Genomic DNA, 21357 nt, shown 5'->3' with positions numbered 1-21357 from the left:
CACTACCTGCATCTGGGGAGAGATGGCAGGCCCGCCCAACGAGGCGGGTGAACAGGTAAAGCGACTATACGGGACAGGCGCTCGATATGACTGAAAACTCGGCAAGCGGCCTCACGCGCCGCGGACTTCTTGGCGCGTTCGCCGCCACCATGGTTTCCGCAGCACCAACGTACGCAAATGCTGCAGGGTTCCTTCGCGGAGGCGGAGATATTCGCCGGATCAAGATGTACTCGGCCCGCACGGGCGAAAAACTCGACATGATCTACTGGGTCGAGGGGCAGTACATCACCGACGCCCTCAATGAAATCAACTACTTCATGCGCGACTGGCGCACCGATGACGTCAAGAACATCGATGCGCGCACGATCGACATCATGACCGCCGCGCACAATCTTCTCGACGTCAGCGAACCCTACATGCTGATCTCGGGCTACCGCAGCCCCAAGACCAACGCGATGCTGCGTCGCCGCTCGTCGGGCGTGGCCAAGAACTCGCGCCACCTGCGCGGCGAGGCGGCCGACCTGCACCTCGGCTCGCGCTCGGTCAACCAGATGGCGCGCGCGGCCCAGGCCTGCCGCGCCGGCGGCGTCGGCCGCTACTCGGGCTCGGACTTCGTGCACATGGACTGCGGCCCGGTCCGCAGCTGGGGCAGCTGAACAGCGCCCGACGTTACAGGACAGTGAGAATCGGAAAAGGCGCCCCGCGGGGCGCCTTTTTCGTGTGGGCCCTGCCCGGCCGGCCCTCAGGCCAGCACGGGCGCCCCGCCGCGGCGGTGGAACTTCAGCATCACCACCACGGCCATGATGACCAGGATCACCGCGCCGACGGCAAAGCTCGCCTCGTAGCCCACGGCCGAGATCAGCGGCGTGCTGTAGAAGGGCGAGATGAACTGCCCCACGAAGATGCTCGTGGTGATCGCCCCGGAGGCCAGCCCGCGCCGCGCCGCCGGCGCGACGTCCAGCGCCAGCGAGAAGAAGGTCGGCATGGTGAAGCCGAATCCCCCGCCCACCAGCATCGCCGCGATGCTGATGAAGGTCATGTCGTGCGCCCAGTCCAGCACCGCAAAGCCCGCGGCCATCAAGAGATATCCCAGCGCCGGGGTCATGCCGCGCCCCAGCCGCGCGCGCACCGGGCCAAAGACCAGCGCCGCGGCGCCGCCGGCCAGCGTCACCATGGCCAGCACCTGCGCCGGGGCCGAGGGCTCGGAATGGCCCAGCTCGGCGAGGTAGAAGGGCATCTGCGTCGGGATCATGTAGAACAGCACGAAGCTCAGCGCCGAAAGCACCACCACGACCGACAGCGTCAGGACCCAGTCGGATTCGCCATCGGTCCCGCTGGTGATCTGCGCCTGGTGCGCCTCGGGCGACGCGGTCCCCGCGCGCGCCCCGCGCAGCGGCTCGACGATGGCGATGACCAGGAACGGCAGGATCAGCGCCCCAAGCCCATAGATCCCGAAGGGCAGCCGCGGCGAGATCCCCGCCAGCCAGCCCGCCAGCCCCACGAAGGCGAAACCGCTGAAGTTCACCGCCGCGATCTGCAGCCCCATGAAGCGGCCCCTGCTCTCGCCCGAGAAGTAGTCGCCGATCAGCGCCGCCTGGCTGGTCATCACCAGCGCGACGGCAAGGCCCAGCAGCAGCCGGCTTGCCAGGATCAGCTCGAGGCTGGGCAGCACCGCCCCGGCGCAGCCCGCGATCGAGAACAGCAGCGCGCCGGCCAGCAGCTGGCGCCTTCGCCCGAAGCGGTCGGCGCTCATGCCCGCGAAGGGCGCGCAGATCGCCACGAGCAGCGACGGCGCGGTGACCAGCATCCGCGTCAGAAGCTCGGCATTGTCCGTGCCCTCGAAGCTGGCCTGCAGACCGGGCAGCGCCGGGCTGATGATCATGTTCGAAAGCACGGTAAGGGACGCTGCCATGAGCAGCGCCACCGCGCGGCGGTCGCGGAAAAAACTCAGCATCGAATGTCCTGACAGTTCGTGTTCTAATTGTCAGGACATAACCGATCCGGTGGCCAATCAAAGGCCGTCAGCGCACAGGCCGGACGCCGTCAGCGCACAGAGCGCGCCTCAGCGCATCCGCCGCAGGTAGGTCCAGGTCGGCACGGTGGCGTTGCGCGCGACCGAAAAGGCCTCGGCATCGCCGATGTATTCGAACCCTTGGTTCACAAGAACCCTGGCCGAGGCCGGGTTGTCCTGGAAGACGCTCGCGAACATGGTCTCGGCCCCCGTCGGGTTGGCCTCCACCAGCGCGCCGACCGCCTCGGAGGCATGGCCGGTGTTCCAGAACGGCGGCGCCACCCAGTAGCCGATTTCCACCCGGCCGTCGTCGACCTGCTCGAGCGAGATCACCCCCATCAGCTCGTCGCCGTTGTGGCCCGTGGCATCCATCGCCCAGATATCCTCGACCCGGTCGGCCGCGATGGCGCGCGCGATGAAGGCCTCGGTCGACCCGGGCGGCAGGGGATGGGGAATCGAAGTGGTCATCCGCGCCAGCCGCTCGTCGGCGGTGTAGTGCGAGATCAGCCCGGCGTCCGAGCGGCGCACCGGGCGCAGCACAAAGCGCCCCGCCTCGATCACGGGTTGCGCGTTGGTGGTATCGATCTGGTCGACGCTCATGTGCACTCTCCTCCTATGCACCTGAGACCCCGGAGCACGCGCGCCGGGGGATGCGGGACGGCCGGGTGGGCCGCCCGCCCCGCGGATCAGGACCGCCAGGCCCCGAAAACCGAGGGGGACCGGCGGTCCGCCGATCCCCCTCAGATGTCTGTTTGCGAGATCGGCTTACTCGGCGGCTTCCGCCACGGGAAGCACGGATACGAAGGTGCGTCCCTTGAGCCCCTTGTGGAAGCTCACGGCGCCTTCTTCGGTCGCGAAGATCGTGTGATCCTTGCCCATGCCGACGCCTTCGCCCGGCCAGAACTTGGTGCCGCGCTGACGGATGATGATGTTGCCCGGGATGGCCGACTGGCCGCCGTAGAGCTTCACGCCAAGGCGGCGACCCGCGGAGTCGCGCCCGTTACGGGAGGAACCGCCTGCTTTCTTGTGTGCCATAACTCTCTCTCCTTAACCTTCAGGCCAGCGTCTTGGCCTGTTCGACCCACTCGGGCTTCACCTTGGTGCCCTCGAAGGTCTCGGGATCCACTGCGGCAAGCTCGGCGTAGGTCGTGATGCCGGCTTCGTTCAGCTTGGCGGCGGCTGCGGGGCCGACGCCGGTGATTGCGGTCAGGTCGTCGCCGGCCGACATCGCCTTCGCCTCGTCGTTCCTGACCTGTGCGATCATCTCGGACTGGTCGTCACGGTTCTCGGCGTAGCGGTCGGTGCCGGTGCCCGGCAGACCCGCGGCGCCCGCGCCGATCGCGGCCTTCACGCCGGTCTTGTCGCCGCCGTCCGACAGGATCTCGGTCACGCGCAGCAGCGTCAGGTGCTGACGGTGGCCCTTGGTGCGCTGCGAGCTGTGCTTGCGGCGACGCTTGACGAAGTGGATGACCTTGTCACCCTTGATCTGGTCGATCACCTCGGCCTGCACCGCGGCACCTGCCACGAGCGGCGCGCCCACGACGGTGCTGTCGCCGCCGAGCATGAGGATCTCGTTGAACTGCACGGTCTCACCCGCGTCTGCGGCCAGCTTCTCCACCCGGAGCGTATCGCCCGGCTGGACCTTGTACTGCTTGCCGCCGGTTTTCATCACCGCGAACATCTGCGTCTTCCTTCGTCTTCCGCGTCCTTCGGCGCCCGACTTGCGGGTCTTCCGGGCCTCGCGCCCGCCTCGAACGGCGCGCCCTTTCCGGGCTGTGGTGTCAATGGTATCGTCCCGGCGTTCGGCGAACCCGGGTCGAGTGCGCGCTTATCCCCGTGATCGCCCCGCTTGTCAAGCCTTGTGCGCGCCCCGCCAGGGGCAATCGCGCCTCAGAGATCGCGCCCGCGCATCTGCTGTGCGGCCGCCAGCCCGAGCGCGTAGGAGATGTCGTCGTACATGGCGTTGAACCCGGCAAAAAGCGCGCGGTTCATCGCCTGCCCTTCCTCGGTGGCCGAGACCTCGACATAGTCCTCCAGCGTTTCGTCCTCGAGCGGCCGGTAGGACATCAGCAGGAAGGCATAGAGCCATTCGCGCGTGTCGTGGCGCGTCTCGTCCTCCTGCGACCAGACTTCGGACAGGATCTCGGTCTCGGACATCTCCAGCGCCCCGCCATCCACCAGGCCCATGTAGAACTGGTAGCTCGCGTTCATCGCGCCGGTGACATTGGCCTCCACCAGGTCGTTGGCGTCGACGAAATCGTGCAGCAGGTCGAGCCGCGGATCGCTGGTGCCGTCGAGGTCGCGGAACATCTCGCGCGCGGTGGTCTCGACGTCGTCGTCGATCATCGCCCGGCGGGCCGAGAGCTCGAGGTCGACCACCCGCTCGCCGGTCTCCGAGGTGAAGTACTCCAGCAGCGGCGCCGCGTGCTCCGCGTCGAAGCTGGCGCGGAAATTCTCGCGCACCGAGGCCTCCATCGCCTCGGTGTCGTAGATTCGCTCGACGTCCGAATCCCAGCCCGAGGCCGAGTTGCCGGGCATCAGGTCGCCCGCCATCTCGCCGCCGTAGTCGATCCCCTCCTCGCGCATGATCTCCACGATCTCGGCCAGGCCGAGCGCATCGAGCAGGTCGTCCGTGGGGTCCGCCGCGACCGGGCCGCTCAGGGTGGCGGCGGCAAGGCAGGCGGCAAGGCAGGCGGCAAGGCGCAGGTGCATCGGGAATCTCCGTTGTCGGCTGGCCGGGAACCTAGGCGCTGCGGCGCCGCTTTCCAAGCCGGGGAAGCGGGAAGTCGCCAGTCACGACGCGCCGCGTGCCGCAGCCTCGGGCGCTCGATGCGCAGATGAACATTTCCTGACATTTTCCCGGTTGCACAGCCCGACGCAGGACGCTAAACGGCCCCCCACGACGACCCCCGCGGAGAGGTGCCGGAGCGGTCGAACGGGGCGGTCTCGAAAACCGTTGACCCTTCACGGGGTCCCAGGGTTCGAATCCCTGTCTCTCCGCCACTTTTCCTCCCAGAAATGAGCAAGTTTACGAGTGATTTCAGTCGCTTAGCCGAAGTCATCGTAAACCCGTGGTTGACAATGGTCCACTTTTTTGTCCACATTTTTGCTACATTGTCCGCCGCTGGGGCCTGCCCATGTCTCTCAAGAAGATCGGAAACACCTACCATCTGCGCCGCCGGGTGCCCAAGCGGTTCGCGCCCATTGAGCCGCGTGAGCTGATCTCCCAGAGCCTTCACACTGACTCGGCTCAGCTCGCCAAGCTCAAGGCGGAAGCCGCATGGGCGGAGCTGATAGAGGCTTGGGAAGCACGGCTGGCGGGAGACACAGAGGACGCGGAACGCCGCTTTGAGGCGGCCCGGGAGCTGGCAGAGCGCCGGGGCTTCCGGTTCATGCCCGCCGCCAAGGTGGCGGAGCTGCCCACCACGGCCCTTCTGGACCGCATAGAAGCCGTGCCAGAGCACAAGGGCGAACCGAACATGGTGGAAGCCGCTGCCCTCTTGGGTGGCGTCTCTGAGCCGCCCATCACGGTGACGCGGGCGCTGGAACTCTACTGGGGGCTCGCCAAGGACAAGACCTTGGGCAAGAGCGAAGACCAGCTTCGGCGCTGGCAGAATCCGCGCAAGAAGGCGGTGAAGAATTTCGTGGACGTGGTGGGCGACAGGCCCCTGCCCGAGATAACCGGAGACGACATGCTGGCCTTCCGGGACTGGTGGATTGACCGCATCGCCGAAGAGGACATGACGCCCAACAGCGCGAACAAGGACCTGATCCACCTTGGCGACGTGCTCAAGACGGTGAACCGCATGAAGCGGCTGGGGCTGGTCTTGCCCCTCTCGGACCTGTCCTTGAAGGAAGGCGAGAAGAAAAAGCGCCCGCCCTTCTCGGAGACGTGGATTCGGGAAAGGCTCTTGGCTCCGGGGGCTCTGGACGGCTTGAACGATGAGGCCCGGGCCATCTTGCTGGTGATGGTCAACACCGGATGCAGGCCCTCGGAGATTGCCGCCCTGACGCCCGAGACGATTCACCTCAAGGCCAACGTGCCCCACATCTCGATTGAGCCCGTAGGCCGCCAGCTCAAGAGCCGCCGGGCGCGTCGGAAGATCGCCTTGACCGGGGTGAGCTTGGAAGCCATGCGCGGCTTCCCGGCCGGCTTCCCGCGCTACCGCGACAGCTCTGCCAGCCTGTCCGGTGTCGTGAACAAGTTCCTGCGGGAAAACGGGTTGCTGCAAACTGACAGTCATTCGCTCTACTCGTTGCGACACGCTTTTGAGGACCGCTTGCTTGCGGCCAAGGTTGATGAGCGGGTGCGGCGGGATTTGATGGGTCATCGCCTCACCCGGGAAGAGTATGGCGACGGTGCCACGCTGGAATATCAGCGCGAAGTCTTGTCGCCTCTGGCCTTCTGAGCGACGGCCCGGGCGCGGGCCACGATGTCTTCGGCGGCCTCAGCTTCGGCAATCTCAGCTTCAAGGCGCTGGAAGATCGGCGCATAGACCGGATCGGCCACCACCAGCCGCGCAACCTTGTCCCGCGCCCTGTGGAGGCGCAGCAGGTCGGAGGTGATGGTGGCCGGGGCGTTCATCGTCTCAGCCGTTGAGCCGCACGTTGACGGTGCCGCTGGGGTTGGCGGCGGCGGTCACGGCCAGCCCGATTTCCGGGTTGGAGCCGGTGTCGTCGTCGGTCGTGACCAGCCCGGCGGAGTCGTCCCAGTAGACGACGGCCCCCACGGTGAAGGCGTCGGTGCTCACCTTGGGCATGGTGAAGACGCCCACCGTCACAAGGTCGAGGTCTTCGCCAATGGCGGCGTCCCCGGCGGCGATGCCGAAGAGGCTGCCCACAAGGACGCCTTCGCCCGAACTGGCGGCGGCGGTCGCGGTCACGGTGATGTTCTCACCCTTCTGCACATAGTTCTTCATCGTCAGAGTCCTTTGCTCGTTTTGAAGAGGATGGTGGACGGCGGCTTGGACTGAGCCGCCGCAATCTCGGCGTCGAGCGCCGCCAGCGCCCGGGCCATCTCGGAGTCGGACTTGTAGACGACGGTTTCGCCGTTCTGGTCCTGATACTCCCGTGCCCCGGTCATGCGGGCGGCATGGAGGTCCGCCCGCATCTTGGTCAGCTCAGCCACGGTCGCCATGCTCACTCGCCCGGGTTGAGGTAAGCGCCGCGCCAGTCGACGGCACCGCAGCCGAAGTCCAGCACCACGCGGAACTCCATGCCCAGCACGTCCCAGCCTTCGCGGGACGCCATCTGCGGCCCCTGAGCGGAGCTCAGGTAGCTGTATTCGAGCACGGGCAGGACGGCGGGGTCCGCGAAGATGTAGAAGGACGAGTCCGTGATGCGCGGTTCCACCAGCAGCGTCAGACGGCCCGTGAACGGGTTGGCGTCGGCCACGGTAGCGGCGTAGATCGCAGCAAGGATTTGCTCCGCCGTGGTTTCCAGCTCCGGCCCCACCAGCAGGTATTTGGGCGTGGCGTTGATGGGGGTCACACCGTCCAGAGCCTTCATGCCGCGCATGGCCTTCCGGGCTGCATCCAGCGCCGCGACTTCCAGAGCGGACCCGGCGGCAAGGTTGCCGTGATCGGCATGGAAGAGCGCGGTGGCGTCTTCGCCCATCGTCGGGTTGCTCAGCAGCAGCGACAGCAGCAGGTTGGCTTCCGTTTCCGCCGCCATCCGGCCCGCCGTCGCGCCCCAGTCGCGGAACGCGCCCAGATCGTCGTTGATGAGCGCGTTGCGGCTGATAGCGAACTGCGTGGCGTAGGTGTCGAGCGCATAGGATTCGGACGCTTCCGCCCGGCTGGTGTGCTTGATCTCACCCGACTCGCTCACCTTGCCCAGAGTGCCAATGTCGCTGAGCTTGAGCCGCGTCCCGGGCCGGAAGTCGGCCAAGGTCGATTGCCGCGCCAGCGTCGTCTTCACCGGGCTCTGAGCCGCCTGATAGGCTGCCACCAGCGTTCGGTTGCCGGTGCTGGTGAGAAGCTGGGGGAAGTCGGACGTGGTGTGCATCGCAGCCCGGAAGAGCTGGTCAGCGTCCATCGCGCGGGTGCTGGTGCCGGTGGCCTCCACGCAAGCCCGCGCCATGTCGCGCAGCGTCTCGCCCATGTAGGGCCGCGCCGCGTCGGACGGGGCTTCGCCAGAGGTCCGCGCATAGAGCGCGTCGGAGCGGAGTTGCAGGACCGTGGCGGGGTTGTCTGCCTCGCGGGTCGCCGTGCGGATGCGCGGCGTGGTGCGGCCACGGTCCTGCATTGCCTCAAAGGCTTCCGCCCGGGCTTCGCTGATGGACAGCTCACGGTCCACCATGTCGTCGGCCTGTTCGCTGGTCATGCCAGCGGAACGGGCAATCTGACGGATTGCGGCACGGGTCTGCGCCCGGTCATCTTCGCGGGTTTCGGTGGCGTTTTCATCCACCGTGATTTCGTCGTTTTCCACTTGGTTACTCCTGATTGTGGCACCCTTGTCGGCGGGCACGGGGACGAAAGAGATTTCCGAGATTTCGGGGACGATGGTGCGCACCGGCTGCCCGGTGGCGGGATCGGTGGAGCGGGTCGCGGCCCCTTGGCGGTAGCCGATGCTCGCGCTGGTCACGATTCCGGCTTCGATCTCGCCCAAGAGCCATTCGGCCCGCTGCGAGATTTGCACGTCTGCCCAGAGGCCCGCGTCATCCACGCCAGCCGCCACCACGCGGCCCAGCAGATTGTCCAGCCCGTCTTGCCGGTGCGAGTTGAGCACGGGCAGCCCTACGATGCTCTGCGGGTCTGGCAGCGTCAGCCGTTCGATATAGCCGCGCCGCTGGACGGCGGCCCCGGTCGAGACGGTGACGCGGACGGTGCGGTTTTCGCGGTCAAGCGTCGTCGGACGGAAGGCCGCCCGGCGGGTGAAGAGGTCAAGCGGCATTGTCGGACTCCTTGGGCTTGGGGGTGTGCGGATCGGCGGCAATCTCCGAGTCCAGGTCTTCCAGAGCCCAGCCCCGTTCGGCGACGGCCTTGCGGCGGCTGGTCAGCCCGGCTTCCAGCTCCGCCACGGTCGCTTGCACATCCTTGAGCGGGTCCACCTGCATGGGCTTCGGGGGCAGCCATTCGCAGGCCAGATAGGCCCGGGGATTGGACTCGAAGTCCGGGGCCGCCAGCTCACCGGACAGGACGCCAAAAGTGACGACGCGCCGCCAGATCGGGCGGAGAAGCTGGGGAACAAGGGTGCCATACTGCACCTGTTCAACCCGCTGCCGGAACGGCAGCAGCCCGGCCCGAAGGCTGGAATAGTTGGCCCCGGTCAGATCGCCGGAAAGCAGATGCTCGGGCAGCCCCAGACCGGCGGCAAGCTGTTGCAGGTTGAGGCGGAGGAACGCGCCAATCTCTTGCGTCTGCCCGGGCGTGTTGAACTTCACGTCATAGCCGGTGGGCAGCCGCTTCATGGTGCCGGGCTCAAGGCCGGTCTCCATGATGCCGCCCGTCTCCGTGCCGTCATAGGGCTCGCCCGCCGTGCCGTTCATGTCCACAAGGAAGGCGGAGTGCATCGCCGCGACCTTCACGCCCACCAAGAGCGCGTCACAGAGCTGGTCAAATTCGGAAGCGGGCAGGATCACGGGGGCCAGCCAAGAGACACCCCGAACCTGCCCCGCCGCCAGCGGCTTCATCACATGGAGAATGTCATCCGCCGGGACCCGGACAGGCGGGGCATAGTTGGCGAACTGGTCATGCGGGCGGCTCGGGAGGACGTGATAGGCCACCCGGTTGCCGTCCGCATCAAATTCCACGCCCTGCACGATGCAGGCCCCGTCCGCCAGCTCACGGGTCAGGGACTCGTCCACCAGCTCGGGCGGGATCAACCGGAGCTTCGGCCCGGCTTCCGTTGTGATGAGCTGGACGAAGGACTCGCCGTCGATGACCAGCCCACGGCCAATGTCGGATTGCAGACCCCAGAAGTCCGTCCGCCCATCGGCGTCGGCTTCGTCAGCCCAGAGGTTGAAATGGGCGGTGAGCTCCGCCCGGGTGTCCGCGTCAGGGTGCTTCGGCGCGGGCACGATGCCCGGCCCCACTAGAGCCCCGGCCCAGTTGGCGACGGCTTGCGCCAGCCAAGGGTTGTTAGCGGCTAGGTAGCGGGCGCGGCTCCGAAGAGACGCACCAGCGGCGGAGACTTCCGGGTTAATGCGCCCCATCGTGCCCATGCCCCAGCCGCGCCGTCCCCCGGCTGCCCCGTCGAAACGACGGACATGGGTGGGCTTCGCGGCACGGCGGAAGAGCTTGGGCAGGAAGGGGAACGCCATTAGTTCATGCCTTCCCGCTTCTTGCGGTTGCGCGGGTGGATGGGGTCCAGCACGTCCACCAGATCAACCGCGAAGACCGCCCGGGGGTCATGCCCGTTTTCCTTGCCCCACCGCAGGCTGGTGCCGATGCGGCGCTGATTTGCGGCCAGACGGGCATGGAAACGCTTCTGGCCAGTGGACACTTCGATGAAGCACCAGAGCTCAAAGGACCAATCGCGGTGCCCAGCCTCATAGTCGCGGATGACCATCAGCCCGGGAGTCGGGTGCGGCGGCTTGCCTTCGGGCAAGTCGTCTTCGCGCCAGACGTTGAAAGCTTGGTTCGCCGCCAGCCCGGCTTCGGTCTCAGCAATACCGAACTCAGCCATGCGGAACAGGACTTCGGCCACAAGAGCTTGGTCGGGAAGGAACAGGAAGGCTTTGCGGCCCTCTTCCTCTCGGGCAACGGGAGTGAGGTAGCCTTGCCGGAGATACCAACGGAGTTGATCGGCAACCTTGGTCTTGTCCTTGCCCGGCGGGGTCACAGCCCGCGCCAGCTCGGCAACGGTCATGAGGCCGGAATATTTGCCCGTGTGGCGGCGGATTTTCTTCGGGACAGTGAAGCCCCCATACCACTCTTCTGCATCTTCCATCTGTCAGGACTCCTCATTGCGGGATGCCTTGGCACACCCTGAGTCGCCCTCACTGGTTAATTACCTAAGCAACTGTTATTGAAAGTAAACTTTCCGTTGACCATCGACTCGGAGGCCAGCTCAGGGTATAGAGGATTCGCCGCCCCGTTTTCTCCTAGCCTCACGGCCATGTCGGGGAGGCTCACTCCCGGGGGCTGCCTTTTGGGTGGGCGGCCCCCACCACCCCCAGCAGACAGGACGGACCATGACCGCGCCGCTGTATCCCCTCGGAATCGCCATTCAGGGCGCTGGGGGCCGCAAGACGAAACAAGACCGGCACATCCGCTCGCAGCGGAGCCGTCGCCGGGCGTTCGACAAGAAGCAGAGCGCCTTGATTGCGGCGGCCATCAGGAAATGGGGGACGGTGGAGGCTATGCCCGCTCAGGCCCAGCCCCGCTTGCGGGCTTCGCGCAGCACCGTGGCCCCGGTCGCGCCATCGTCGCGGAGGAAGGACCGCCAGACGGAGTCGGTCTCTTCCGGGTCATAGGAGCCGTGCTGAGCGGACCAGTCCTGCGCCAGATCCAAGCCCTCTTCGGAGCCGCCGGTTTCGTGGTGGACCGCCGCCAGCATCTTGACCCACCAGTCCCGGCCATCGGCGTCCGGGTTGGTGTCGTCGTTGGGCACCGCCATGAGCGCGTCCCGGAACTCTTCAAAGGGCAGCCCGGTCACGTCGCCGGAGCTCTGGCGCGGCTCACGAGCAGGCGGCTGGACCGTCGTGGGCCAAGGCTTCAGATCAGCCAAGACGCGCTTCAGCGGGCCGCTGAGACGCCCATAGCTGCCCTTGCCGTTGATCGCGCCCGGGGCAATGACAAGGCTGCCCGCTGCCCGCACGTCCACGCCGGGGCCAATCTGACCAGCCGATTGCTTCAAGCCCTCCATGTGCCGGAAATAGAGGTGCTGCCCGCCAGAAGGCGTGGTGATGACATGCGGGCTCAGCGCGTCCGGGTCGTGCCCCAGCTCGCGCAAGGTCTGGAAGCCGTCCTTGCCATTCTTCCGGTCAAGGTCCAGCACGGCCACGCCGGAGCGGCTGCCGGTCGGAATGGCGGGCATGGCGTCGGGCCACTTGCGCCACCAGCGGCGGAGCTGATCCGGGTCGGTCGTGGCCTTGTCCTGCCAGCCGGTGACATGGGGCCGCTTGCTTTCAGCCAGCGCCGGGAAGATCGGAATCCCGGCCTCTGCCCACGCCAGCGCCACGTCCAGATTGCCTTGCAATTCCGCCGAAAGATTATTAGTGTTCCTCATGTGATCTGCCTTTGTGTTGAGGGTTGTTCATGTTGAGAGGTCCTTTGTGATGAGGGGGCTTCCTGTTCTTCCCCTGCTGGGAATCCTGCCCAAGCCCCCTGCCGTTGGTCCCGGCGGGGGGCTTTCCATTTGGGGGTTCGATTCGCTATGCTCAGGGGCGTTCGCAGATGTTCTTGTCCACATTTCTGACAACGTAGATTCACAAGATACTGTTTTATCACAATAATCCAGGATGCGGTTCGCGGACGGACGGACTGTCTCTCCGCCATTTCCCAAGCAGCTGAAAAATCACGGGAAAACGCGCGAGCCCGCCACGGGCGGGCCCGTGCAGGCTTTCGTCCCCGCGTGCAGCCCGCGTCGCTGCCACGCAGTCGCGGCGCGCGCCACCGCAGCCCCGCACCCGGCGGGCCCGCGTCCTGTCGTGAACAGCCGGCACCTGCCCCGCGACTCGCCGAAAAGACCCGCAACCGGCGCCCGCTGCTCACCCGAAGGTGAAGACACCCCGCGGGTCGCCGTCACGCACGCCCGGCCCGGATCACTCCTGGATCGATTGCAGGTAGTAGACCAGCGACAGGATGCGCCCCCGCGCCACCATGTCGGCGGTCTCGCCGCGCTGGCTTGTCGCCGAGGCCTGGAAGCGTTCGCCCCAGACCGGCATCTGGCTGCCATGTGCCCGGACGCCGTCGCGGCCGTCGATGGTGCTCAGCACCGCCTCGAAGGGAAAGCTGCCCTCGTTGGCCTGCGACAGACCCACGAGGCTCGGGGGCGAGATGTTCAGCAGCCCCGCGAGCGGCCCGTCGCCCATTGCGCTCTCGCCGTGGCAGCCCGCGCAGGCGACACGGTATTCCTCTTCGCCCGCGCTGTCGGCAAGGGCCGCGGCTCCGCCCAGTGCCAGGGCGATTGCGACGGCGAGCGTCGCGAGTGGTCCGGAACGTGTCATGGTGATCTCCCCCTCGTTGCGGGACACCGGCGTCCCGGAACGAGGGTGGAGCAACTCCGCCCGCGGATCATTGACGCGGCTCAACGCACCTGAGCCTCGCGCGCGCGTGCGCCCGCGCGCACGCGGTCAACTGTCCGAGGCTTCGCGGCGGTCGCGCTCCTCGCTCTCCCGCTGCATGTCCAGCACCGCGCGGATGGTCTCCTCGGCTTCGTCCATGTCGCCGTCCACGATCGACGGCGGCCGGTGCTCCGAGGGGCGGTCGCAGAGCGTCGCCTCGACCGGGTAGTGGTCCGAGCCGAAGCTCGACAGGATGTCCAGCGACACGAGGCTCAGCTCGGCCTGGTGCAGCACCTGGTCCAGTGGCCAGATCATCCACCACGAACTTGAGTTGAAGCTCGCCTTGAAGCCCTCGCTGCGGCGTGGGTCGAGGAACTGGCCGATGCGCTGCATCCGCATGGCGCTGCGCTCCCAGGGGACGGCGTTCAGATCCCCCGCCGCCACGACCGGCACCTTCGAGTTCCAGGCCCGCAGCCCCGCCCACATCAGCGCCGCGTCGCGCCCGACCGAGCTTTGCCCCGGGTGCGGCGGCCGCGGGTGCAGGCCCATGAACTGCACCTCGTTGCCCGAGGGCAGCTCGACCTTGGCCAGGATCGAGGGCGTGTCGGTCTCGACCGGGAACATCACCCGCGTCTCGCTCAGCGGCAGGCGCGAGAAGAGATGCATGCCGTAGAAATCGTCGTCGATGTGCGAGACGGTCTGCGGCATCGCCTCGCCCAGGGGCGAGAGCTCGGTGTCCCACCACGCGTCGGTCTCGAGCGCGAGGAAGAGGTCGGGCTCGCGCGCCTGCACCAGCTCCAGCAGCCCCGCGCTTTCGCGGTTCTCCATCTGCACGTTGGCCACCAGCACCGTCAGGCTGTCCTCCGCGTCGCAGCTGGCCACATCGTCGCGCCCGCCGATCGGCATGTAGGGCGCCAGCTTGAACACGTTGTAGCCCAGCGAGACCAGCGCCAGGACCACCAGCACCACCCGCACAGGGCGCGAGACCCACCGTGCCAGCAGCGCCAGAAGCACCAGCAGCACCAGCAGCGCGGCGCCGTATTGCAGGCGGGGGAAGTCGGTCGTGCGCACCCACCACACATCGGTCTCGGCCAGGTGCAGGAAGGAGCCGAGGGTCAGGATCCCGGTGACGAGGACGAGAACGATGGTGATCAGCAGGCGCATGGTGTCTGTTCCGTTTCTTGTTGTCTTGCGTCCGGGCGGCATCGGCGCGCGCGGGCGGTCGGGCGTTTCGGGATGTCCCTGGCACGCCGCCAGGCGCTCAGGGCCCCTGCCCCGGCGCGCCCGTCTCCGGATCGCCCTCGTCGGCATCGGGCTCGACCCGGCCATGCCGCGCCAGCAGACGCGCGCCGAGGAGGCAGAGCATCGCCCAGGCCAGCCCCACCAGCCAGCCCGACAGCACGTCCGTCGGCCAGTGCACGCCAAGGTAGACGCGGCTCACGCCGACCAGCACCGTCAGCAGCACAGCCACGGTCATCACGTAGACCTTGAGCCGTCGCTGCGGCAGCACCCGCGCGATCAGCACCGCCAGCGTCAGGTAGGTGATCGCCGCCATGGTCGAGTGGCCCGAGGGAAAGCTCGCCGTGTGCACGATCGAGCCGTGCGGCACGAGATCGGGCCGCGCGCGATCGAACAGCCCCTTCGCGACGCTCGACAGCAGGATGCCCCCGCCGACCGTCGCGCCCATGTAGAAGGCCGAGCCGTAGCGCCGCAGCAGCAGGAAGAAGCCGCAGGTCGCCAGCGTGGCCAGCGTCAGCGCGATGATCCCGCCAAGCGCCGTCAGGTCGCGGCCGATCTCCTCGGCCACCGGCGGGCCCAGCGGGTCCGCGAGGTCGCCCGGCGTGCGCAGCAGCAGCAGCAGCTGCCGGTCGATGCCCTGCGTCTCGCCCTCGATCACCTCGTCGGCAAGCTCCGCAAAGCCCCAGACACCGACGATGATCCCGGTGCTGATCGCGAGCATCTGCAGTTCGACGGAACGCGCGATGGCGATGGTTCTGGCTGTCAGGCTGTCCCGGTCCATGCGCAGCCAACACCGCGGGCGCGCGGATCGTTCCCTGCAACCGCACGCCGGACCGCGCGGGCCCCGCCCCGAACGCGGGCCGGAACCACATTCCGGGTATCCGCGTTCACCGTGCCAAGGGCGCGCAGAAGCGCCCCGCGGTCGCCGACCCCGCGGCCGCTTACGTCACGAGCCCCGGTCAACGCACCGCGAGGCAACGCAATCGGCTTGTCATCTGGCCATTCCGGCGCATATGACAGGCAAGATACGTCTTTTTTCTGCGCAGACCCCCAAAGCGAATATCCCTACATGAGTGCCACCACCGCGGAACTGCCCAGGGCCCTCGCGGCCTATTTCGAGACGTCGAGCATCGCGCTCGCGCTGTCCGAGACCGGAGGCGACACGCCCCTCGTGCTTGTCAACGACGGCTTCTGCCGTCTCACCGGCTATTCCGAGGACGAGGTCATCGGCCGCAACTGCCGCTTCCTGCAGGGCGAGGAAACCGCCGCCGCCTCGCACCAGGAACTGCACGACTTCATCCACGACGACAGCCAGGATGACGGCCGCTTCGCCGTGCTGAACTACCGCAAGGACGGCTCGACCTTCCTCAACCTCGTCTTCATGTCGCGCCTGCGCGACCGTTTCGGCCACACGCAGTTCATCCTCGCGTCGCAGTTCGACATGACGGCCGCGCGCCGCCGCCAGCGGCTCGAGGAGAACGACGTGAAGCTCAACCGTCACCTCGAGGACGTGCAAACCCTTGGCCGGGAGTACGGCCTCGCGATGGAGGGCTCGGCCGAGTGCCTTGCGGATTCGGTGGCGATGATCGCCAAACTTGCGATGGACGACGACCGGTGAGCCACGACGACAGACCTGACGAAAGCCTCATCTCCGAGGCGGAAACCGCCAGCGAACGCACCTGCATCGTCGGCGTCGGCGCCTCCGCCGGCGGGCTCGAGGCCATCCGCGAGATGCTGAGCGAGGCCGACGCCTCCAGCAACTTCGCCTATGTCGTGGTCCAGCACCTGGACCCCAACCACGAAAGCCTGCTGGCCGAGCTCCTGGGCCGGCACACCGATCTCGAGGTGCTGCAGGCCGCCGGCGGCGAGCGCATCCAGCGCGGCCGCGTCTACATCATCCCGCCCGGCCACGGGCTTCTGGTCCGCGACGGCGAGCTCACCCTCACCGACTTCGAACAGCCGCGCGGGCTGCGCCGGCCCATCGACGACTTCTTCGAAAGCCTCGCCGAGGACCAGGGCCGCTTCGCCGCCTGCGTGATCCTGTCGGGCACCGGCGCCGACGGCAGCGCGGGCCTGCGCGCGATCAAGGAACACGGCGGGCTCTGCCTCGTGCAGGACCCCGACACCGCGAAATACGACGGCATGCCGGTCTCGGCGCAGAACACGGGCATGGTGGATTTCGTCCGCCGCCCCTCGCGCATCATCGAGAGCATCCACCAGTATTACGCCCGCACCGTCTACCGCATCAGCGACGAAAAGCTCGCGCGCACCATCGAGGACAGCGTCGACGACATCTGCGCGGTACTGAAAAAGACCGTCGGCCACGACTTCTCGGGCTACAAGAAATCCACGCTCGTCCGCCGGATCCAGCGCCGCATCCAGGTGCTCGACCTGCGCGACGCCGAGGACTACCTGCGCCGCGTGCGCACGGATTCCGACGAGTGCGAGGTGCTCTTCCGCGAGCTGCTGATCAACGTCACCCGCTTCTTCCGCGACCCCGAGCATTTCGAGGCGCTCCGCCGCGAGGTGGTGCCCGATCTCGTCCGCGACTTCGAGGGCGAGGAACTGCGCGTCTGGGTGCCGGGCTGCTCCAGCGGCGAAGAGGCCTATACCATGGCCATGATCTTCGCCCACGAGCTGCACGAGCAGCGCCGCTCCTTCAAGGTGCAGGTCTTCGCCACCGACATCGACGAGCAGATGCTGCGCATCGCCCGCGAGGGCGTCTACCCGCATGCCGCGCTGGCCGACGTGCCCGAGGAACTGCGCGACCGCTACACCATCGCGCGCGAGGGCAGCTTTCAGATCCCGGCGCAGATCCGCGACATGATCCGGTTCTCGGTGCACAGCGTCGTGCGCGATCCGCCGTTCTCCAACATCGACCTGCTGTCCTGCCGCAACCTGCTGATCTACTTCGGCGAAAAGCTGCAGACCCAGGCCCTGCCGATCTTCCATTACTCGCTCAAGCCCGGCGGCATCCTCTTTCTCGGCCCCTCCGAGACGGTCGGCCGCTTCGACGAGCTGTTCCCGCCCATCAACCAGCAGGCGCGCATCTTCCGCCGCAACAACGCGCGCACGGAATACCCGCTGCACCTGCGCACCATGCCCAGCAACCGGCTGCCCTCGCCCCGGCGCAGCGCGCTCGGCGGCGGCAGCCGCGAGGCGGCGCGCAACACGCTCGAGAACACCGACGTGGCCGAACGCGTGCTGCAAAGCTACGCGCCCGCCACGCTGCACCTGACCCCCAGCGGCCAGATCCTCGCTTCCACCGGGCGCCTCGGCAAATACGTCGAACTGCAGCCCGGCCAGGTCGAGGATCAGCACGTGCAGTCCATCGCCCGCCCCGGCCTGCGCGAGGCGGTCTCTGCGCTGATCCGCAAGGCCGGCCGCGTCAGCCACAAGTCGGTCACCCGCGATCTCGTCGCGCAGTCCGAGTTCGGCCGCCAGCAACTCGACCTCGTGGCCGATCCGCTGCCCGACGGGACCCTGCTCCTGGTCTTCCGCGACCGCGACCGCTTCGAGGCGCACGACGAGGACGACGTCGAAGAGGTCGAGCCCTCCGACAGCCACGTGCAGAGCCTCGAGGACGAGCTGCGCTCGACCCGCGCGCGGCTGCACACCACGGTCGAGGAACTCGAGACCGCGAACGAGGAGCTGAAAAGCTCCAACGAAGAAATGATGTCGATGAACGAGGAGCTCCAGTCGACGAACGAGGAGCTCGCCACCGTCAACGACGAACTCAAGACCAAGGTCGACGAGCTTTCCGTCGCCAACGCCGACCTGTCGAACTTCTTCGCCTCCACCACGCTGCCGCTGGTGGTGGTCGACGCCAAGGGCAAGATCCGCAACTTCACCGAGGCGATCAACTCGATCTACCCGCTGCGCAAGACCGACCGCGGCCGCCCGCTCGCCGAGGTCACCAGCGCGCTCAACGAGTCGCGCGAGGTCATCGGCGCCATCGAGGAGGTCATGGCCACCAGCGAGCTGCGCAACATGCGCGTGACCGAGATCGAGGGCGACCGCACCTGGACGCTGGCGATCACGCCCTACCTGTCGCGCGACGGCTCGCGCGAGGGGGCGACGCTCGTCTTCACCGAGCTGACCCGCGCGCTCTACCTGCAGGCCGAACTCGACCGCGAGCGCGAGCGCCTGCAGCTCGCCCTCGAGGTCGCCGAGATGGGCGTCTGGGAACTCGACCCGAGCAAGGGCACGCTCATGCTCGACTCCAAGGGCCGCGAGCTTTTCGAGTTTGCCCCCGACGGTGCCGAGCCGCGCGTTCCCGACATCCTCGCCACCCTCTGCGAAGGCGACCGCGAGCGCCTCGAAGCGGCCCTGCAAGCCACCTCCGACGGCGCCCCGGTGGACGAGACCTTCACCCTGACCGAGCGCCACAACGGCCGCTCGCTGCGCTTCGTGGGCAACCAGACCGACCACGGCCGCGAGACACGCTTCCTCGGCGTGGTCTTCGACGTCACCGCCGAGATCGAGGCCCGCCGCGTGCGCGAGGTCATGATCCGCGAGATGAACCACCGGGTGAAGAACTTCTTCTCCATCATCTCGGGCATGGTCCGCGTCGCCGGCCGCACCTCGGAGTCGGTTCCCGACCTCGTCCAGGGCATCGAAAGCCGCGTCAACGCGCTCGCCCGGTCCCACGACATGACCCAACGCCCGGCCGAACGCGGGCCGGTCACCATGACCGACGCCGTGGGCGCCGCGCTCGAACCCTATACCGACAGCGCCGAGACCGAGGTCGAGGGCCCCCAGGTCCTGATCGCGGCCAAGGACCTGACCGCGCTCTCGCTGCTGCTGCACGAATGGGCCACCAATGCCGCGAAATACGGCGTGCTTGGCCCGGTCGAGGGCCGCCTCGAGGTGCACTGGGCCTACGCGCAGGACGGAAAGGTGACTCTCGTCTGGAACGAAATCTACGCCGAAGCACTTGGTGAAGTGACGCAAGGCAAGGCCGGGTTCGGCTCCACGCTCGTCCGCCTTGCCGCGACGCAGCTTGGCGGAGAGGTGACCGTGGACAGCAGCGTCGAGCAACGCACGACGAGGTTGACCTATGACCCCCGCGAACTCTGAGGCGGACACCGCGACAGGCGCCCGCAACATACTTATCTGCGAGGACGAGGCCATCGTGGCCCTCGACCTCGAGCTCATCGTCCAGGACCTGGGCTTCGACGTCCTCGGGCCGGTTGCCCGGATCGAGGACGCGCGGCGCATCGCCGCGACCGAGACGGTGCACGCCGCGATCCTCGACGTGCGCCTGCAGGATGGCGAGGTCTTCCCCCTCGCCACCGAACTCCAGGAAAAGGGCGTCGCGCTGATCTTCCACTCGGGCCACGCGCTCAGCCACGAGATCCAGGCGCAGTATCCCGGCGCCAAGTTCTGCCCCAAGCCCTTCTCGACGGAAACGCTGACCCGCTTCCTCGGCGCGCTCTGCTAGTCGGGCGCAGCGCTCAGCCGCCGCCCCGCACCCAGATCGCCCGGAAGTCGTTGACGTTGGTGCCGGTGGGCCCCGGCACGAAAAGATCCCCCAGCATCTCGAAGGCGCCCCAGGCGTCGTTGCGCGACAGCGCCTCCATCACGTCGCCGCCCGCCGCGCGCAGCCGCGCCCCGCTGCTGCCGTCGACGAAGGCGCCCGCGTTGTCCTCGGACCCGTCGATGCCGTCGGTATCCGCCGCGATGGCGTGGATGTCGCCCGCGCCGTCAAGGCCGTGCGCCAGCCCCAGCAGGAACTCGGTGTTGCGCCCGCCCCGGCCGCCCTCGCCGCGCAGCGTCACCGTGGTCTCGCCCCCCGAGAGCATGACCACCGGCGCCGCGAAGGGCCGGTTCCGCGCCGCGACCTCGCGCGCGATGGCGGCATGGACCAGCCCGACCTCGCGCGCCTCGCCCTCGATCGCATCCGACAGGATCACCGCCGGCACGCCCTCGGCCTCGGCCTTCGCCGCCGCCGCCTCGAGCGAGATCCGCGCCGAGGCCACGACGTGCACCTCGTTGCGCGCGAAACAGGCGTCGTCCGGGTGCGGCGCCGCCGAGGCCGCGCTCCGGATATGCGCCATGATGTTGTCCGGCAGCCGGACGCCGTAGCTCTCGATCAGCTTCAGCGCGGCCTGCCCGTCCACCCGGTCGGGCACCGTCGGCCCCGAGGCCACCTGCGCCGGGTCGTCCCCCGGCACGTCCGAGACCACGAGGCTCACCACCTTCGCGGGCGCCGCCGCCGCGGCCAGCCGCCCGCCCTTGATCCGGCTCGCATGCTTGCGGATCGCGTTCATCACCCCGATGGGCGCCCCCGAGGCCAGCAGCGCGCGGTTCAGCGCCTGCTCGTCCGCCAGCGTCAGCCCCTCCGGCGGCGCCGGCAGCAGGGCCGAGCCGCCGCCGCAGACCAGCGCGACCACGAGGTCATCCTCGGTCAGCCCCTCCAGCGCGCGGAACATCGCCTCGCTCGCCTCGAGCCCCGCCGCGTCGGGCACCGGGTGCGCGGCCTCCATGACGGGCAGGTGCTTGCAGGGCGCGGCATAGCCGTAGCGCGTCACCACCAGCCCCTCGACCGGATCGCCCCAGAGCGTCTCGAAGGCCGCCGCAAGCTGCGCCGCCCCCTTGCCCAGCCCGATGACCACGGTCCGGCCCTTCGGCTTTTCGGGCAGCGCGGCGCGCAGCGCGCGCTCGGGGTCCGCGGCCGCGACGGCCTCGGTGAACAGGCTGGTCAGAAAGCGTTTTTCCTCGGTCATTCCCTCTCCCGGTCAGGCGTGTTTCGCCGCCCCCGGGGTCCCGAGGTGCAGCTCTCCCGCGGCCGTCTCGCCGGGCCCGAGGTAGAGCGGCGCCACCTCCAGCGTGCCCGGCCGGGCCGCGAGGCGATCCTGCACCGCGCGGACCAGCGCCACAAGCGCTTGCGCCTCTCCGGCGAGCCCCGCGTCCCGCGCCAGCGCCTCCAGCCCCG

General features: G+C 68.0%; 22 protein-coding genes and 1 tRNA gene. 6 read left to right on the top strand and 17 right to left on the bottom strand.

From position 1 onward, the window contains the following. Window positions 1–86: 86 nt before the first annotated feature. Entirely contained in the window at window positions 87–656 is a 570-nt protein-coding gene (mepK, locus tag SALMUC_RS18745; RefSeq protein ID WP_037372318.1) for a peptidoglycan L,D-endopeptidase MepK, read from the top strand. Between the two features lie 86 nt (window positions 657–742). On the opposite strand, the gene SALMUC_RS18740 is transcribed toward mepK, so the two are convergent. The 5 genes from SALMUC_RS18740 to SALMUC_RS18720 all read right to left on the bottom strand — a co-directional run bounded on the left by SALMUC_RS18740 (window position 743) and on the right by SALMUC_RS18720 (window position 4723). Then, window positions 743–1954 (bottom strand): MFS transporter, encoded by a 1212-nt coding sequence (locus SALMUC_RS18740; RefSeq protein WP_020039167.1) that lies wholly within the window; start codon window positions 1952–1954, stop codon window positions 743–745. Between the two features lie 108 nt (window positions 1955–2062). Beyond that, window positions 2063–2611 carry a GNAT family N-acetyltransferase gene (locus SALMUC_RS18735; protein ID WP_020039166.1) on the bottom strand — a complete coding sequence of 183 codons (549 nt, stop codon included), beginning with the start codon at window positions 2609–2611 and terminating at the stop codon, window positions 2063–2065. A 165-nt stretch (window positions 2612–2776) separates the two neighbouring features. Further along, the gene (rpmA, locus tag SALMUC_RS18730; protein WP_020039165.1) at window positions 2777–3046 is read right to left on the bottom strand and encodes a 50S ribosomal protein L27; all 270 of its coding nucleotides are present in this window, start codon (window positions 3044–3046) and stop codon (window positions 2777–2779) included. Window positions 3047–3065: 19 nt separating this feature from the next. Continuing rightward, window positions 3066–3692 carry a 50S ribosomal protein L21 gene (locus SALMUC_RS18725; protein WP_020039164.1) on the bottom strand — a complete coding sequence of 209 codons (627 nt, stop codon included), beginning with the start codon at window positions 3690–3692 and terminating at the stop codon, window positions 3066–3068. A 209-nt stretch (window positions 3693–3901) separates the two neighbouring features. After that, window positions 3902–4723, bottom strand: a complete 822-nt coding sequence (locus SALMUC_RS18720; protein ID WP_021120631.1) for a DUF2059 domain-containing protein — start codon at window positions 4721–4723, stop codon at window positions 3902–3904. A gap of 201 nt (window positions 4724–4924) precedes the next feature. Here SALMUC_RS18720 and SALMUC_RS18715 point away from each other — a divergent pair. Both SALMUC_RS18715 and SALMUC_RS18710 read left to right on the top strand, forming a co-directional pair. After that, a tRNA-Ser gene (locus SALMUC_RS18715) sits at window positions 4925–5014 on the top strand. A 134-nt stretch (window positions 5015–5148) separates the two neighbouring features. Then, window positions 5149–6420: a DUF6538 domain-containing protein gene (locus SALMUC_RS18710; RefSeq protein WP_020039162.1), complete on the top strand. Its 1272-nt coding sequence runs from the start codon at window positions 5149–5151 to the stop codon at window positions 6418–6420. Here the strand turns inward: SALMUC_RS18710 and SALMUC_RS18705 are convergent. From SALMUC_RS18705 to SALMUC_RS18660, 10 genes are all read right to left on the bottom strand, one after another. After that, on the bottom strand, window positions 6387–6596 hold the full coding sequence (locus tag SALMUC_RS18705) for a hypothetical protein (protein ID WP_020039161.1): 210 nt from the start codon (window positions 6594–6596) through the stop codon (window positions 6387–6389). The two genes, SALMUC_RS18710 and SALMUC_RS18705, sit on opposite strands and share 34 nt — an antisense overlap. Window positions 6597–6600: 4 nt before the next feature. Next, window positions 6601–6930 (bottom strand): DUF2190 family protein, encoded by a 330-nt coding sequence (locus tag SALMUC_RS18700; protein ID WP_020039160.1) that lies wholly within the window; start codon window positions 6928–6930, stop codon window positions 6601–6603. A gap of 2 nt (window positions 6931–6932) precedes the next feature. After that, entirely contained in the window at window positions 6933–7148 is a 216-nt protein-coding gene (locus SALMUC_RS18695; RefSeq protein WP_020039159.1) for a phage head-tail joining protein, read from the bottom strand. Window positions 7149–7150: 2 nt separating this feature from the next. After that, the gene (locus SALMUC_RS18690) at window positions 7151–8905 is read right to left on the bottom strand and encodes a prohead protease/major capsid protein fusion protein (protein WP_020039158.1); all 1755 of its coding nucleotides are present in this window, start codon (window positions 8903–8905) and stop codon (window positions 7151–7153) included. Continuing rightward, complete coding sequence (locus SALMUC_RS18685) at window positions 8895–10274, bottom strand: phage portal protein (RefSeq protein WP_020039157.1); 1380 nt, start codon at window positions 10272–10274, stop codon at window positions 8895–8897. Before SALMUC_RS18685 ends, SALMUC_RS18690 begins: the two co-directional genes overlap by 11 nt. Then, window positions 10274–10903, bottom strand: a complete 630-nt coding sequence (locus tag SALMUC_RS18680; RefSeq protein WP_020039156.1) for a hypothetical protein — start codon at window positions 10901–10903, stop codon at window positions 10274–10276. The genes SALMUC_RS18685 and SALMUC_RS18680 overlap by 1 nt, the downstream gene beginning before the upstream one ends. Before the next feature lie 420 nt (window positions 10904–11323). Next, on the bottom strand, window positions 11324–12136 hold the full coding sequence (locus tag SALMUC_RS28355; RefSeq protein WP_021120629.1) for a bifunctional DNA primase/polymerase: 813 nt from the start codon (window positions 12134–12136) through the stop codon (window positions 11324–11326). A 583-nt stretch (window positions 12137–12719) separates the two neighbouring features. Continuing rightward, window positions 12720–13124: a c-type cytochrome gene (locus tag SALMUC_RS18670; RefSeq protein ID WP_037372364.1), complete on the bottom strand. Its 405-nt coding sequence runs from the start codon at window positions 13122–13124 to the stop codon at window positions 12720–12722. Between the two features lie 126 nt (window positions 13125–13250). Next, window positions 13251–14345, bottom strand: coding sequence for an endonuclease/exonuclease/phosphatase family protein (locus SALMUC_RS18665; protein ID WP_020039153.1), 1095 nt, complete (start codon window positions 14343–14345; stop codon window positions 13251–13253). Window positions 14346–14442: 97 nt separating this feature from the next. Beyond that, window positions 14443–15201 (bottom strand): phosphatase PAP2 family protein, encoded by a 759-nt coding sequence (locus SALMUC_RS18660; protein ID WP_020039152.1) that lies wholly within the window; start codon window positions 15199–15201, stop codon window positions 14443–14445. A gap of 288 nt (window positions 15202–15489) precedes the next feature. On the opposite strand from SALMUC_RS18660, the gene SALMUC_RS18655 reads away from it, so the two are divergent. Genes SALMUC_RS18655 through SALMUC_RS18645 form a run of 3 tightly spaced genes read left to right on the top strand, consistent with a single transcriptional unit; the run spans window position 15490 to window position 19863 of the window. After that, a complete protein-coding gene (locus tag SALMUC_RS18655) occupies window positions 15490–16038 on the top strand; it encodes a PAS domain-containing protein (RefSeq protein ID WP_020039151.1) in 549 nt (182 codons plus the stop codon). Beyond that, a complete protein-coding gene (locus SALMUC_RS18650; protein ID WP_020039150.1) occupies window positions 16035–19499 on the top strand; it encodes a CheR family methyltransferase in 3465 nt (1154 codons plus the stop codon). Before SALMUC_RS18655 ends, SALMUC_RS18650 begins: the two co-directional genes overlap by 4 nt. After that, window positions 19480–19863: a response regulator gene (locus SALMUC_RS18645; RefSeq protein WP_020039149.1), complete on the top strand. Its 384-nt coding sequence runs from the start codon at window positions 19480–19482 to the stop codon at window positions 19861–19863. The genes SALMUC_RS18650 and SALMUC_RS18645 overlap by 20 nt, the downstream gene beginning before the upstream one ends. A gap of 13 nt (window positions 19864–19876) precedes the next feature. Here SALMUC_RS18645 and SALMUC_RS18640 read toward each other — a convergent pair whose 3' ends face one another. Both SALMUC_RS18640 and SALMUC_RS30570 read right to left on the bottom strand, forming a co-directional pair. Next, complete coding sequence (locus SALMUC_RS18640) at window positions 19877–21148, bottom strand: glycerate kinase type-2 family protein (RefSeq protein WP_020039148.1); 1272 nt, start codon at window positions 21146–21148, stop codon at window positions 19877–19879. Window positions 21149–21160: 12 nt separating this feature from the next. Next, on the bottom strand, window positions 21161–21357 hold a 197-nt coding region (locus SALMUC_RS30570), incomplete at its 5' end, for a hypothetical protein (RefSeq protein ID WP_037372314.1).

The sequence above is a fragment of the Salipiger mucosus DSM 16094 genome, assembly GCF_000442255.1.
GTDB classification, from domain to species: domain Bacteria; phylum Pseudomonadota; class Alphaproteobacteria; order Rhodobacterales; family Rhodobacteraceae; genus Salipiger; species Salipiger mucosus.
This window is presented reverse-complemented; position numbering and strand designations above follow the sequence as displayed.